This window comes from Acinetobacter sp. BHS4, assembly GCF_018454425.1.
GTDB lineage: Bacteria > Pseudomonadota > Gammaproteobacteria > Pseudomonadales > Moraxellaceae > Acinetobacter > Acinetobacter pittii.
In genome coordinates this window covers 2,533,486-2,547,924 of the sequence record NZ_CP075323.1, presented here as the reverse complement: position 1 = coordinate 2,547,924, position 14,439 = coordinate 2,533,486, and the positions used below count along the sequence as shown (strand labels likewise).

The window sequence follows — 14,439 nt, the reverse complement described above, 5'->3', positions numbered from 1 at the left end:
TTTTGTTTATTTACATTTGTTCTCTGGCTTGTCTAATTGCTCGCGCAGCCATTCAGAATCCTCCTGTAGATTTTCTTTAGTATATCCCATTGTTCTAACCTCTTCTGAGGCTGATTCATATTCTTTAAATCTACTTAAGATAAAGTCAAAAAGTTCAATATTTTCTTTCCATCCTTTGCAATCAAGAGCTTTGAGTTTATTAGACCTAACAAGATCTTCTTGCTCAGTTTTTGCTTCTGTGGAAATGATTTGATTTCTGTCCGATTGTGTTTGAATGTATCGTTCCATTAACTTGTAATATTTAAGTTCAAAGTCTTCTTGAGTTGAGGCAAAGCAGCCACTTGAGACAATTATGCAAATTAGAAATGCGAAAAGCTTCATTGTTATTTTCTGTCTAGTTAAAATGGTGATTATTATTATATTTATATAACTAATAATTCAAAAGTTATTTTCATTTAAATCTTTATACTCAGTTAATTTTTAATTCTACTTATTCACTAGATTGGTTTTAAAATAAAAAAGGCCTAGTAATAAACTAGGCCTTTTTTTTTATTTACTTAATCTTTTTAAAGATAAAGTCATTAATCTTATGACCTGACTCAATACCACGGCGTTCAAACTTAGTCACTGGGCGCCAGTCTGGACGCGGGTAGCTGTTGCCTTTACCCGCCAAGTTTTCAAGATCTGGACGATTGTCGAGTACATCAAGCATCCATTCTGCATACGGTTCCCAGTCTGTTGCTGCGTGGAATGTACCACCAAGCTCAAGTTTTTGTTCAACTAATTGCATACGCTCATGAATAACAAAACGGCGTTTGAAATGACGTTTCTTTTGCCAAGGGTCTGGAAAGTAAAGTTGAACGCAGTTAATGCTGTTGTCTGGCATTTCACGTAAAACCTGAATCGCGTCTGCATCAAGTACACGTAAGTTTTTAACTTCTGCTATACCTGCTTCATAAAGACACTGAGCAATACCAGGTACGTGAACTTCAATACCCACATAGTTACGTTCAGGGTTGGCTTTTGCCATAAGCACTAATGAACGACCCATACCAAAACCGATTTCAACAGTTAAAGGACGTTCTGGATGTTCGAAGTGTTGGCGTAAGTCACCAACAGGATATTCCAAAATTAAATCGCGATGTTGTTCTAATGCCGTGCGTTGAGACGTATTAAGTGGTGCTGAACGACGCATAAACGTCACAATTTCACGGTGTTCAGGCAAATTGTCTAAGTCTGCAATTTGCGTTTCTAACTGATCGATCGACATAACCTTGGCAATATTGAAATTCAAATGCGGTATTTTAAGTCTTCATGTGGTCAAGTCAAATGTTTCGGTGTTTTTCTTCATGTAGATGTCATGTTCAATATTTAATCTAAGAATCTATATAAATTTCAAATGAACATATTTACTCATGAAAACTTTTCAATTACGCACACTTTCTGTGCTATTAGGGGCACTTGGTGCTTTTACATATAGTCCTTGGGTACAAGCACAGCTCATGTTTAGTCAATATGTTGACGGCAGTAGTAACCGCAAAGGTTTGGAAATTTATAATCCAGATGGGACTACAGTTAATTTAGCCGACTATGAAATTCAACAATTTAATAATGGCGGTACAGCAAAAACAGCGACTTTCCGTTTACAAGGATCGTTAACCAGTAAGCAGAAGTTTTTAGTAGGTCGTTCTGAGTTGCAGGCTGAACTTGGCAGTAAAGTAAATCAGATCGCTGCATTATCTTTTAATGGAGATGATGCGGTTGTACTTGTTTATAAAGGTACGCCTGTAGACCGTTTTGGGCGTATTGGTGAGCGACCAGAAACAGGATGGGGAACAGCCGTTTCGAGCTTAGGAAATAGTTTTAAGCGTATTGAAACTGAGAACCCAGCTTTAAGTATTGATGCAACTGCAGCATTTGATTTGGACCGTTCATGGTCAGCTTGGACAAACCGAAATGACTTTTCAAATTTATCTGGCTCAATAACACAGCCACCTGTTGAAACGGTGAGTTGTTCAAGCTCCGATACACCAATTGCTGATTTATCAACCGCAGCACAAAACCAGAGCTATACTGTACGTGGGGTAATTACTGCCGACTATCGCTATGCCAATGGTTTCTCTGGTTTTTATGTTCAGACACCAGATACGAAAGCACGTGCGAATGTTAGCAATGCTATTTTTGTTTATATTCCAAATAGCAGCGCTGTAAAAGGTGGACAAGTTGGTGATGAAGTTATTTTGCGTGGTCGCTTAACAACTTATCAAAACCAATTGCAATTAGATCAATTACAACAAAATATTCAAACTTGTAATAGCAATATGGCAAATCAGGTGCAGCCGATTAGCCTTGAACTTCCATTTGCTAGCTTAACAGGTGGTTCGACCCATTCTCCACAGCGTTATCAAGGTATGTTGGTTAAATTACCTCAGACTTTAACGGTAAGCGAGAACTACAATTATGGCCGTTATGGTGAATTATCTCTAAGCTTAGGTCGCTTATATATTCCAACCAATTTATATCCAGCGTTATCTCCTGAAGCTAAAGCTCTTGCTCAGAAAAATTTATTGTCGAAAATTATTTTTGATGACGGCTATAACAACCAAAACCGTACTCCATGGTTACCGACAAATTTTAGCGCTGCCAATACGCTACGTTCGGGTTATCAACTTAAAAATGCTGAAGGGATTTTAGAATATCGTTTTAATGGTTGGCGTGTGCAACCAGTGCTTGGACGTATTCAACCTGAAGTAATTACTCAAACAAACCCGCGTCAAAATGTCATTACCAAAAATGCTAATCACATTCGTGTAGCTTCATTTAACGTTTTGAACTATGACAATGGTGCAACTGGTTTCCCAACAGAGCGTGGTGCAACCACACAAGCTGAGTTTGATAAACAGCACCGTAAAATTGTGAGTGCTCTCAAAGCAATTGATGCCGATGTGTATGGTTTAATGGAAATTGCGAACAATGGTTATGGTCCGAACAGTGCAATTGCTCATTTAACCAGTGCTTTAGGTAGTGATTGGAAATACGTTGTTCCTGAAAACTTAGACCATTTAGGTGGTGATGCGATTGCGGTTGCTATTATTTATAACAGCAAGCGTGTTAAGCCTTTGAATAAACCCGTTGTGCTTGATTTGGGTGACAAGAACCGAACAACATTGGCGCAAAGTTTCCAAGCAGTTCGTGGTAATAAAACGTTTACCATTATTCCAAATCACTTGAAATCGAAAAGCTGTAGTGGGGTGGATGCTAGCTCTATTGATGCAGACCAAAAAGATGGTCAAGGCTGTTGGAACCCGACTCGTGTGAAAGCAGTAGATCAAATCGTGCAATGGTTAGCGAAAAATCCAACTCAAGTGCAAAAGCAAAATGCTTTACTTGTAGGTGATATGAACAGCTATGCAAAGGAAGAACCTATTTTGTCATTTGAAAAAGCAAACTACAAAGTTTTGCTGAATGACGCTAAGGTAGGACAGGGTGCTCAGGCATATAGCTATGTGTTTGGTGTTGCGAGTGATGCCAACGGAAATGGTGGAGCGGGTAACTTAGACCATGCAATTGCTGATGCAGCTCTATATCCAAAAGTAGTGAGAACCTTTGCATGGCATATCAATGCAGATGAGCCAACCGTTTTAGACTACAACGAAGAATATAAAACGGATGAGCAAATGGCATTGTTCTATGGTGAAGATGCTTATCGTTCTTCAGACCATGATCCGGTAATTGTTGATCTGGATTTAAATGGTAAAGATTCAAGCCAGCCTGATGATGATAAGAAAAACGGTATTTTTGATTTCTTAACTGAATTAATGAATTGGATTAGCCAGCTTTTTAAACGTAATTAATGGAAAAATTGCGTGACGTAAATGTGTTTTATCATATTTTAAACAATCGTCACGCAAGACAACTTGCAAGGAATAAATTTTTCAAGAATATTAGATGGTGTAAGTATTTTATAAGTTTACGCTTTTTTACAATTAAAGAATTGTGCAAACCTTGCAGGTTTTCTAGAAGCAATTTAAAACGTTAATATGAGATAACAAGGATCAGATATGAAATTATATTATTCGCCAGGCGCATGTTCTTTAGCTGCACATATTATTTTAAATGAAATTAATGTTGATTTTGACTTAGAACGAGTAAATTTAAAAACACATAAAACAGAAAAAGGTACAGATTATTACGAGATTAATCCAAAAGGATATGTACCAGCTTTAGAAATTAACCCTGGTTTAATGTTAACTGAGAACGTGGCGATTTTACCTTTCCTTGCTCAGCACGATCCTAAGCAGGATTTAATTCCGCCATCAGGGATGGGCCGTGCGAAAGTATTGGAATGGTTGGGTTATTTGAACTCTGAATTGCATGATGCTTATGCAGTTTTCTTTGGGGCACCTTTAACGAGCGATGAAAAAACCAAAGCTTATGCTGAAATCGACCGTCTTTTAAAATATATCGATAACTATTTGTCTGAATCTGATTACGATTATTTGGTAAATGATAATTTTGGTCCAGCAGATGCTTATCTATTTGTTTTAACAAATTGGTCAAACTCAATTGAGCATGACTTAACACCGTATAAGCACATTATTGCATTACGCAATAAAGTTGCAGAGCGTCAATCTGTACAAATTGCGATGCGTGACGAAGGCTTAATTTCATAAAAGATTTTAAGAGCCAAAAAAAGCCCCTAATCAATAGGGGCTTTTTTATACTAAAGACGATTAGTGTTGAGCGTCTTTTTTCACTTCAGCAGCTGTATTTTCAACAGCTTGAGCTGTATCAGCAGTCGCTTTACGTGCAGTCGCTTCTGTTTCAGCTGCAGCTTTAGCAGTCGCATCAGCAGCGTGATCGGTTGCAGCATCGATCTTCTCAGCAGCATTATCAGTTGCAGTTGCAATATCGTCAGCAGCTTTATCACCAGCAGATTTGATATCAGCACTTGCTTGTTGAGCAGCATTTTCTAAGTGTTCACCTGTAGTTGCGCCAGTTTCTGGAGCTTTATCTTTATTACAACCAACAAGGGCAACAGTCGCAGCAAGACCTAAAGCAACAAGTAATTTATTCATTGTGTTTTTCCTTCTAATTCATGGCATCCAAATATGGATGTCTAAAATATAAACATAAAGTAAATGATTAATAAAGATCGAAAATTGTTAAAAAGTTGTAACTCTAGTATTAAAAAAGCCTAGCATTTTGTAATGCTAGGCTTGAAATAAATAATAATGATTTTGACCGATTTTACTGCCCAGAACGGATGATGTAATCAAACGCTGAGAGTGATGCTTTAGCACCTTCACCTGTAGCAATAATGATTTGCTTGTAAGGTACAGTCGTACAGTCACCCGCCGCAAATACACCTTGTACATTGGTTTCGTTGCGGTCATTGACAATGATCTCGCCTCGGTTGGTTAATTCAACTTCACTGTCTTTCAAGAAGTCAGTGTTTGGCAGTAAACCAATCTGTACAAAGATCCCTGCAAGCTCTACCACATGCTCTTCATCAGTCGCACGGTCTTTATATTTAAGGCCAGTCACTTGTGAACCGTCACCTAACACTTCTGTACTTAAGGCATTCATAATCACCGTTGTGTTTGGCAAGCTATGCAATTTGTTTTGCAACACTTGGTCAGCACGAAGTTTGGTATCGAACTCAACCAGAGTTACATGCTCAACAATCCCTGCAAGGTCAATCGCAGCTTCAACACCTGAGTTACCACCACCAATCACAGCAACACGTTTACCTTTGAACAATGGACCATCACAATGTGGGCAGTACGCAACACCACGGGTACGGTATTCTTGCTCACCCGGTACATTCATCTCTCTCCAACGTGCACCTGTAGAAAGGATCACAGTTTTTGATTCAAGTTTGGCACCGTTTTCAAGTTCAACCGCAACCAGACCGTTTTCAGTTTGGTTTGCACCTGTGATTTTGCTGACACGTTGCAGGTTCATGATATCGACATCATATTCACGGACATGTGCTTCCATCTCGGCAGCAAACTTAGGACCTTGAGTCTTTTGCACAGAAGTGAAGTTTTCAATATCCATGGTGTCCATGACCTGACCACCAAAGCGTTCAGCGACGATACCCGTGTTAATGCCTTTACGTGCAGCATAGATTGCAGCTGTTGCACCTGCAGGACCACCACCAATCACCAATACATCAAAAGCATCTTTGGCATTGAGTGCTGCTGCATCTTTTTCAGCTGAGTTGGTATCAAGTTTTGCCACAATCTCTTCAAGGGTCATACGACCTTGACCAATGTGCTCGTTGTCTTGGAATACCATCGGTACAGCCATGATTTTGCGTTGTTCCACTTCGTCTTGGAAGAATGAACCATCAATCATGGTTGCCGTGGTGTTCGGGTTGTAAATCGCGATCAGGTTAAGTGCCTGTACTACATCCGGACAGTTATGACAACTTAAGGATACAAACACATCGAAGTTTGCTTTAAGGTTTAAACCTTTAATTTGATTTAAAACTTCATCCGACACTTTAGGTGCATAGCCAGAGACCTGCAACAGTGCCAAGATCAAAGACGTAAACTCATGACCCATTGGTAAGCCTGCAAAGAACACACGAGGCTGTTCACCTGCTTTAGCCACACCAAAGCTTGGACGACGTGTATTATTACCGTCAAAACGGGCTGTTACCTTGTCAGAAAGCTCAGCGATTTCACTTACCAACTCTTTAATTTGAGCTGCTTTGTCTGATTCATCTAAAGCAGCAACTAGTTCGATTGGACTTTCTAGACGTTCTAAGTAAGCTTTTAATTGAGTTTTAATGTTTTGATCTAACATCTGTTTTTACTCCAATGCATCCAAATTCTTTCAATAGATGCATAGTACGTGAAAACATTAAATAGTTAAAACAGTATGTTTTTATAGATTTAATCGGTTTTTTGAATTGTTGAGGCTATTAATAAGTAAGATCAATAATTTATCTCTAAAATGTTCTTTTTTATGTTTTGTAGTGTTTTAAAGTGAAAGTATTTAAAAATTTATATATGTTATATGGCTGTAAAGATTTTATGTCATAACATTAAAAGGTACTTTCATGTCATTGCAACGCGGCATTTATCAGCATTATAAAGGTAATCTCTATCAAGTTTTTTCTGTAGCAAAACACAGCGAGACTGAAGAAGAGTTAGTCGTTTATCAGTGTCTTTATGGTGACTATTCAACTTGGGTACGTCCGCTAGAGATGTTTACTGAAACGGTGCAAATGGCTGATGGAAGTATCGTGCCGCGTTTTAAGTTAATTCAAAGCACTTAACGCAAACGACTTTTATATAAAATAACGATTTTAAAGGGTGAATATATGCCAAATACTTTTTTCTTACAAAGAGTTGCCGATTTATATGACACCTTTAAACGACATGATGCACAGCAGACAGATCGTTTGCTGCGGTATCGTAATATTGAGGCGGAGTCTGCAAAATTACTATCGCAATTTATTCGGATGCAGCAAGCTAAATCAATTTTAGAAATTGGGACTTCAACAGGTTACTCTACTTTATGGCTTGCTGAGGCTGCTCAAGCTACTCATGGAAAAGTAACCACGCTTGAAATTGATGCCAATCGTAGTAATGAAGCTAAACGCCATGCGACTGAACTGGCATTAGAGGAGTTGGTAGATTTTTGGGTGGGAGATGCAGCCGACTATTTAAAAGAAACTCAGGAAACTTTCGATTTTATTTTGTTAGATGCTGAGCGACCTGCTTACGAGAATTATTGGCCAGATTTAAAACGGCTGATGAAGCCAAAAGGTGGCGTACTCATTATTGATAATGTTATTTCACATGCGGCTGAAGTCAGCTCATTCTTAGCTTTAATTAAAAAAGATGAAAATTTTATGAGCAGTATTTTGCCTGTAGGCGCTGGTTTATGCATTGTAGTGGCAAGGTAAGCCATTTAAAAATCTGATTTATTCATTCATAAAGGCCTGTTCAAAGCAGGCCTTATTTCATTATGTTATGAAGCATTCACTAAAGATAGGCGAGTAAAGTGTAAGTCGAATTCTAAATATTTATGTACAAAAGCAGCTTTGTCTGTTGATCGTAATAAGTTGTCATAAATAAATTCTGGTACAGGATGATAAAGTTCGCCTGAACCATCGCTATAAAATATTTTTAGATGACGTGAAGTCGCATTGTATTTCCATGAAGTGACTGCCACAGTATTCGCCATAAATTTTTCCCCTTTTATTTCATATTACTTAAGCTCAAAAAACAACGGTTATTTATTCGACATTACTCAAACTTCATGTAATGGGGAAGGGCATAATTGTAAAAGTATCAGTAGAAAATGTGATGTGCTTATTCAAAACAAAAGAACCATCCGATGAGGGATGGTTCTTTGAGTTTTTAAAATCTAATAAGAGATTAGATTTTACCAACTAGGTCGATAGAGGGAGCAAGAGTAGCTTCGCCTTCTTTCCATTTAGCTGGGCAAACTTCACCTGGGTGAGCGTGTACGTATTGAGCAGCTTTTACTTTACGAAGAAGTTCAGATGCATCACGGCCGATACCACCAGCGTTGAGTTCAACGATTTGGATTTTACCTTCTGGATCGATAACGAAAGTACCACGGTCAGCTAAACCTTCAGATTCGATAAGAACGTCGAAGTTTTTAGAAAGAGTCCAAGTTGGGTCACCAACTAATGGATATTGGATTTTTTTGATTTCTTCAGAAGTGTCGTGCCAAGCTTTGTGAGTGAAGTGTGTATCAGTAGATACAGCATAAATTTCAACACCAAGTTTTTGGAATTCAGCGTAGTTGTCAGCTAAGTCACCAAGTTCAGTTGGACAAACGAAAGTGAAGTCAGCTGGATAGAAGAATACAACAGACCATTTACCTTTAAGGTTAGTTTCGTTAACTTCAACAAATTGGCCGTTGTGGTAAGCAGTTGCTTGGAATGGTTTAACTTCAGTATTAATCAAGCTCATCATTGTCTCCATGATTGAGGTTTATATTTAAACTTGTTTACGAGATGTAGAATAAATAAAAATTCTTTATTGGGGAAATAGTATTTTTACATGACTAAAATCGGAAAATCGAATAAGTGATAAATTTACGATTTTTAAGTCCCCAAACACTGTATTCGATTTGACTGCAAAAACATGTAAATCAAATGACAGTTATCGTAAAAGAAACTTGCCTAACAACATGAAGTCTCGTTAGTCAAAATTCAAGGGTAAAATTTTAAAAAATTAAAAATATATAAAAAACCAACTGTTTTACCTTATGGTCATTAGAGCGTAAAATAGAGGATTGTTGTATTTTCAGGAAAATTTGTCTGTGCAGAATGATTTAAATATTGATCAGTGGGTGATGGCAAGAGATCGTTACCGTTTAAATCGTTTGCGTAAAGATAAAAAAGCCAATACAGCAGAGATTGAAAAATTATTTGAACAATCTAATGCCAAAGTAAGGCAGCGATTTGAACGTCTCCCTAAAATCAAATTGAATCAGGATTTACCTGTTTCTCAATATGCAGACCGTTTAATTGATGCGATTCAAAAGCATCAGGTCATTATTGTGGCAGGTGAGACGGGTTCAGGTAAAACCACTCAGCTTCCTCAAATTGCAATGCTAGCAGGCCGTGGCTTAACGGGAATGATTGGTCATACCCAGCCACGTCGTTTAGCTGCACGTAGTGTTTCTCAACGTATTGCAGAAGAAGTCGGGGAAAAGCTTGGCGAATCTATCGGTTTTAAAATCCGTTTTAATGAACAAGGTTCGCAGGACTCTATCGTACGGTTAATGACTGACGGTATTTTGCTTGCCGAGTTAGGTAATGACCGTTATTTGTCTAAATATGACACGATCATTATTGATGAAGCGCATGAACGCTCACTCAATATCGATTTTATTATGGGCTATTTAAAGCAATTACTGCCAAAACGCCCAGATCTAAAAGTTATCGTGACTTCGGCAACTTTAGATGTAAATCGCTTTAGTAATTACTTTAATGACGCACCTATTTTTGAAGTAGAAGGGCGTAGTTATCCTGTCGAAGTACTTTATCGCCCAATTTCAGAAATGAATATTGGTGGTAGTGATGACGATGAGTTTGATGATTTTGAAGAAAACCTTCCGCGTGCAGTGGTACAAGCGGTAGAAGAATGCTTTGCTGATGCAGAAGCAAAAGGTCACCCTGAACATGCCGATATTCTGATTTTCTCAAGCACAGAGCAAGAAATTCGAGAGTTGCAGGAAACCTTGCAAAAGTATGGGCCTAGACATACCGAAATTTTACCGTTGTATGCGCGTTTAGCCGTTTCTGAACAACAGAAGATCTTCAGCCCTGGCGGAAAGGGTCGTCGTATTATTATTGCGACCAACGTGGCCGAAACTGCACTTACGGTTCCAAATATTCGCTATGTGATTGATAGCGGTTTTGCTCGTATATCACGTTATAACTACCGTTCTCGTGTACAACGCTTACCAATTGAAGCAATTTCTCAAGCCGCAGCCAATCAGCGGAAAGGTCGTTGTGGTCGTATTGCTCCGGGTGTGTGTATTCGTTTATATAGCGAAGAAGACTTTTTAAGTCGTCCTGAATTTACAGAACCTGAAATTAAACGAACCAACTTAGCATCTGTTATTTTGCAAATGCAGAGCTTAGGGTTAGGTGAGTTAGAAAACTTCGATTTTATTGAGCCGCCAGATTTCCGCCTAGTTAATGATGGGCGTAAGTTGCTGATTGAGTTAGGCGCACTTAACGAGAAGAAAAATGAGCTGACCAAAGTTGGGCAAATGATGGCACGTATGCCAATTGACCCGCGACTCGCTCGTATGATCGTGGGCGGTGCTCATTTTGGCGTACTCAAAGAAATCTTAATTGTAGTAAGTGCTTTAGCTGTTCAGGACCCGCGTGAGCGCCCAGCTGATAAACAAATGCAAGCTGACCAAAAGCATGCATTATTCAAAGAAGCGGATTCAGATTTTCTGTTTTATTTAAAACTTTGGGAGACTTTAAATCCTAAAGGCGAAGCAGGAATGTCTGAAAATAAACGACGTCAATTTGCCAAGCAGCATTTCTTAAGCTGGTTGCGTTTACGTGAATGGAAACAGACACATCAGCAATTGGTTGAGTTAGCCGAAGGCTTAAAACTCAGCTTTAATGAAAAACCTGCGAATTATGAAAACTTGCATCGTGCATTGCTGACAGGTTTATTATCCTTCATTGCCAATAAAACTGATGAACGAAATACCTTTATGGCAGTGCGTCAGCAAAAGGCTAAAGTTTTCCCTGCGAGTACTTTGCATAAAACCAATACCTCTTGGGTGATGGCTTTTGAGATGGTCGAAACCTCTCAAGTGTACTTACGTACTTTAGCCAAAATTGACCCTGAATGGATTTTGCTTGCTGCACGCGACTTGTTGAAATATCACTATTTTGAGCCACATTGGTCTAAGAAAGCGGGAATCGTCAATGCGTATGCGCAAATTTCTTTATTTGGTTTAATTATTGAACCAAAGCGGTTAATTAATTTTGAGAAAGTTGACCAACCTGCTGCTCATGAGATTTTCTTACGCGATGCATTAACCACTGGTAACTTGGGTACAGTTCCACCATTTTTAAAACATAATTTGCTTAAACTTGAAGAAGTAGAGCGAGTTGAAGATAAATTGCGTCGCCGCGATTTAGTGGTGGATGAAGAAACAATTTATCAGTTTTATGCGTCGAAAATTCCTGAGGAAATCGCGAGTCGCCGTAGTTTTGAAGACTGGCGTGCGACAGTAGAAGCAAGTAATCCTCGTTATTTATTTATTGACGATGATGCGCTCTGGCTCAATGACAGACCAACAACGCAGCAATTCCCAGATCATTTACACAATGGGCAGCTGCGTTTAGCAACTACATATCATTTTGACCCGAGCCATGACGAAGATGGTGCTACTGTTCAAATTCCTGTACAGGCGCTGCCTCAAGTTGATGAAAATATATGGTCATGGGGAATTCCGGGTTGGCGACAAGATTTAATTGAGGCTTTACTCAAAGCTTTACCTAAAGACAAGCGTCGTAATGTGGTGCCAATTCCTGATACAGCTCGTAAGCTCATGCAAGGGGTTGATGCGGTACATTTACGTGAACATATTTTTAGTTATTTAGCTTTTGCCTTGCGTGGTGAGCAAATTACTGAAAAAGATTTCTCGTTTGAACGTATTGATCCATATTTGGTACCTTTCATTAAAGTGATTGATGAAAAAGGTAAGCTGATTGCGAAAGGGCGTGATTTACCTGAGTTAAAAGCACGTTGCCGCGTAGAAACACATCGTCCAGTTAAACAGCAAAAAGGTGAGTTTAAAAACTTTCCTGAAAACTTTACTTTTGAGGCCTCTCATAAAGTCACGGGCGTTGTAGTAAAGCAATATCAGGCTTTAGTCCCTACAAAAGCTTTTGCTGAAATTGAAGCTAAAGATGACTCAGGCGTTGTTATTCAGACTTTTAATGATCAGGCTGAAGCCATTAAGCAACATCGTGAAGGGATTATCCGTCTGGTCCATATGCAACTTGGCGATTTGGTTCGCCAGTTGAAAAAGCAGATTTCAAAACCGCTTGCTTTGGCATATTCACCTTTGGGTGATAAAGCTAAGCTTGAGCAGATGTTGGTCTATGCTACGTTGCAAATGGCAATTACAACTTTGCCAATTAATGCAGATGAATTTAATAAACTACTCGAGCAAGTCAAAAAGCAATTTTTGAGTTATGGTCAGAAAGCACTTGAGCAGTTAAGTGATATTTATATTCAATGGCAGCAAATCCGTCGTCAGCTTTTAGTACTTGATGCAGGGGTGTTTGGACGCAGTATTGATGATATTGAAGATCAGCTAGATTTAATGTCACTTAGCAATTTTGTTTATTGCCAACCGGTCGATCTTTGGCAGGAATATCCGCGATATTTAAAAGCGCTGCTATTGCGTTTAGATCGATTGCCAAATAATCTACAGCGAGATCATGCCGCTATTGATGATGTCGATCCATGGATGGACAAGGTGTTTAAATTCAAAAACAACCCCAAAATCAAAGGATTGTATTTGATGTTGGAAGAATTCCGCATTTCTTTATTTTCTCAACCGATGAAAACCAAGATGCCTATTTCGCCAACTCGACTGCAAAAGTTATGGGATCGTTTGGGAATCAGTTAAGATAGATCGGGGTCTGTTTATGCTGTTGTTTAGCCTACAACGCAATTTATAAATGAAAGATTAACAGACCCTATTCATTTTTTTAGGAGTTTTACATGGGCATTCGTATCACAGGTACTGGGTTATTTCACCCAACAGAAATCATTTCTAATGAAGAACTGGCCGACAGTTTAAATGCTTATGTGGAACAATATAACCAAGAGAATGCAGAGAAAATTGCAGCAGGTGAGCTAGAAGAATTACGTGGTTCTAGTGCTGAATTTATTGAAAAAGCGTCTGGTATTAAGCGCCGTTACGTGATTGAGAAATCAGGTATTCTCGATCCAAATCGTTTGCGTCCTCGTTTGTCTGAACGTTCAAATGATGAACTTTCACTTCAAGCAGAGTGGGGCGTCATTGCTGCGAAACAGGCAATGGAAAATGCAGGCGTAACAGCTGAAGATATTGATGTTGTGATTTTGGCATGTTCAAACATGCAGCGTGCTTATCCAGCTGTAGCGATTGAAATTCAGTCGGCACTTGGCATTCAAGGTTATGCCTACGACATGAACGTTGCATGTTCAGCTGCTACTTTTGGTTTGAAACAAGCAGCAGATGCAATTCGTTCAGGTGCTCGCCGTGTTTTATTGGTGAACGTTGAGATTACATCGGGTCACCTAGACTACCGTAACCGTGATTGTCATTTTATTTTTGGTGATGTTGCGACCGCTTCTATTATTGAAGAAACCACCACTAAAACTGGTTTTGAAATTTTAGATATTCATTTATTTACTCAATTTTCAAACAACATTCGCAATAACTTTGGTTTCTTAAACCGTAGCGAAGATGCGGTCGTTGATGACAAGTTATTCCGTCAAGATGGCCGTAAGGTATTTAAAGATGTTTGTCCATTGGTGGCAAAAATCATTAATGCACAGTTGGAAAAAATGCAGTTAACTGCAAATGATATTAAGCGTTTCTGGTTACACCAAGCCAATGCCAATATGAATGAATTAATCTTGAAATATGTGGCTGGTAAAGAGGCAGATCTAAGCCGTGCACCAATTATTCTAGATGAGTTTGCCAATACCTCATCAGCAGGTGTTATTATTGCTTTGCACCGTACAGGCCACGAAGTGGATGATGGCGAATATGGCGTGATTTCATCTTTCGGTGCTGGTTATTCAGTAGGTTCGATTGTTGTTCAAAAGCACGTTGCTTAAGTTACTAGATTAATTAAAAACGCTCGTAAGAGCGTTTTTTTATGGGTCGAAAATAATAAAGCGG

At 38.8% G+C, this 14,439-nt stretch carries 12 protein-coding genes; 6 read left to right on the top strand and 6 right to left on the bottom strand.

Annotated elements, in window-relative coordinates; genetic code table 11:
- Positions 1–6: 6 nt before the first annotated feature.
- A complete protein-coding gene (locus tag KIP84_RS12250) occupies positions 7–381 on the bottom strand; it encodes a hypothetical protein (RefSeq protein WP_017386358.1) in 375 nt (124 codons plus the stop codon).
- A 172-nt stretch (positions 382–553) separates the two neighbouring features.
- Complete coding sequence (gene trmB / locus KIP84_RS12245; protein WP_213688603.1) at positions 554–1,270, bottom strand: tRNA (guanosine(46)-N7)-methyltransferase TrmB; 717 nt, start codon at positions 1,268–1,270, stop codon at positions 554–556.
- Positions 1,271–1,415: 145 nt separating this feature from the next.
- Between trmB and KIP84_RS12240 the strand changes: the two genes are divergently transcribed.
- Complete coding sequence (locus KIP84_RS12240) at positions 1,416–3,854, top strand: ExeM/NucH family extracellular endonuclease (protein WP_213688602.1); 2,439 nt, start codon at positions 1,416–1,418, stop codon at positions 3,852–3,854.
- A gap of 207 nt (positions 3,855–4,061) precedes the next feature.
- Positions 4,062–4,673 (top strand): glutathione binding-like protein, encoded by a 612-nt coding sequence (locus tag KIP84_RS12235; protein ID WP_086227573.1) that lies wholly within the window; start codon positions 4,062–4,064, stop codon positions 4,671–4,673.
- Positions 4,674–4,733: 60 nt separating this feature from the next.
- On the opposite strand, the gene KIP84_RS12230 is transcribed toward KIP84_RS12235, so the two are convergent.
- Together KIP84_RS12230 and ahpF are read right to left on the bottom strand one after the other, a co-directional pair.
- Positions 4,734–5,078, bottom strand: coding sequence for a hypothetical protein (locus tag KIP84_RS12230; protein ID WP_002121546.1), 345 nt, complete (start codon positions 5,076–5,078; stop codon positions 4,734–4,736).
- A 172-nt stretch (positions 5,079–5,250) separates the two neighbouring features.
- Complete coding sequence (ahpF, locus tag KIP84_RS12225; RefSeq protein WP_005076939.1) at positions 5,251–6,816, bottom strand: alkyl hydroperoxide reductase subunit F; 1,566 nt, start codon at positions 6,814–6,816, stop codon at positions 5,251–5,253.
- A gap of 256 nt (positions 6,817–7,072) precedes the next feature.
- Here ahpF and KIP84_RS12220 point away from each other — a divergent pair, with 256 nt between their 5' ends.
- Positions 7,073–7,291, top strand: coding sequence for a DUF1653 domain-containing protein (locus KIP84_RS12220; RefSeq protein WP_002119929.1), 219 nt, complete (start codon positions 7,073–7,075; stop codon positions 7,289–7,291).
- Positions 7,292–7,336: 45 nt separating this feature from the next.
- Complete coding sequence (locus tag KIP84_RS12215; protein ID WP_014206205.1) at positions 7,337–7,924, top strand: O-methyltransferase; 588 nt, start codon at positions 7,337–7,339, stop codon at positions 7,922–7,924.
- Between the two features lie 65 nt (positions 7,925–7,989).
- On the opposite strand, the gene KIP84_RS12210 is transcribed toward KIP84_RS12215, so the two are convergent.
- Together KIP84_RS12210 and ahpC are read right to left on the bottom strand one after the other, a co-directional pair.
- Positions 7,990–8,205 (bottom strand): KTSC domain-containing protein, encoded by a 216-nt coding sequence (locus tag KIP84_RS12210; protein ID WP_005070287.1) that lies wholly within the window; start codon positions 8,203–8,205, stop codon positions 7,990–7,992.
- Positions 8,206–8,399: 194 nt separating this feature from the next.
- Entirely contained in the window at positions 8,400–8,963 is a 564-nt protein-coding gene (gene ahpC, locus KIP84_RS12205; RefSeq protein WP_003652649.1) for an alkyl hydroperoxide reductase subunit C, read from the bottom strand.
- Between the two features lie 352 nt (positions 8,964–9,315).
- Here ahpC and hrpA point away from each other — a divergent pair, with 352 nt between their 5' ends.
- Together hrpA and KIP84_RS12195 are read left to right on the top strand one after the other, a co-directional pair.
- Positions 9,316–13,173 (top strand): ATP-dependent RNA helicase HrpA, encoded by a 3,858-nt coding sequence (hrpA, locus tag KIP84_RS12200; protein WP_213688601.1) that lies wholly within the window; start codon positions 9,316–9,318, stop codon positions 13,171–13,173.
- A gap of 95 nt (positions 13,174–13,268) precedes the next feature.
- Entirely contained in the window at positions 13,269–14,375 is a 1,107-nt protein-coding gene (locus tag KIP84_RS12195; RefSeq protein WP_032004013.1) for a beta-ketoacyl-ACP synthase III, read from the top strand.
- Positions 14,376–14,439: the final 64 nt, after the last annotated feature.

What these genes read in the sequence shown, in the direction of transcription:
- KIP84_RS12250 (WP_017386358.1), bottom strand. Translation starts at nt 381, where the DNA reads ATGAAGCTTTTCGCATTTCTAATTTGCATAATTGTCTCAAGTGGCTGC.
- trmB (WP_213688603.1), bottom strand. Translation starts at nt 1,270, where the DNA reads ATGTCGATCGATCAGTTAGAAACGCAAATTGCAGACTTAGACAATTTG.
- KIP84_RS12240 (WP_213688602.1), top strand. Translation starts at nt 1,416, where the DNA reads ATGAAAACTTTTCAATTACGCACACTTTCTGTGCTATTAGGGGCACTT.
- KIP84_RS12235 (WP_086227573.1), top strand. Translation starts at nt 4,062, where the DNA reads ATGAAATTATATTATTCGCCAGGCGCATGTTCTTTAGCTGCACATATT.
- KIP84_RS12230 (WP_002121546.1), bottom strand. Translation starts at nt 5,078, where the DNA reads ATGAATAAATTACTTGTTGCTTTAGGTCTTGCTGCGACTGTTGCCCTT.
- ahpF (WP_005076939.1), bottom strand. Translation starts at nt 6,816, where the DNA reads ATGTTAGATCAAAACATTAAAACTCAATTAAAAGCTTACTTAGAACGT.
- KIP84_RS12220 (WP_002119929.1), top strand. Translation starts at nt 7,073, where the DNA reads ATGTCATTGCAACGCGGCATTTATCAGCATTATAAAGGTAATCTCTAT.
- KIP84_RS12215 (WP_014206205.1), top strand. Translation starts at nt 7,337, where the DNA reads ATGCCAAATACTTTTTTCTTACAAAGAGTTGCCGATTTATATGACACC.
- KIP84_RS12210 (WP_005070287.1), bottom strand. Translation starts at nt 8,205, where the DNA reads ATGGCGAATACTGTGGCAGTCACTTCATGGAAATACAATGCGACTTCA.
- ahpC (WP_003652649.1), bottom strand. Translation starts at nt 8,963, where the DNA reads ATGAGCTTGATTAATACTGAAGTTAAACCATTCCAAGCAACTGCTTAC.
- KIP84_RS12195 (WP_032004013.1), top strand. Translation starts at nt 13,269, where the DNA reads ATGGGCATTCGTATCACAGGTACTGGGTTATTTCACCCAACAGAAATC.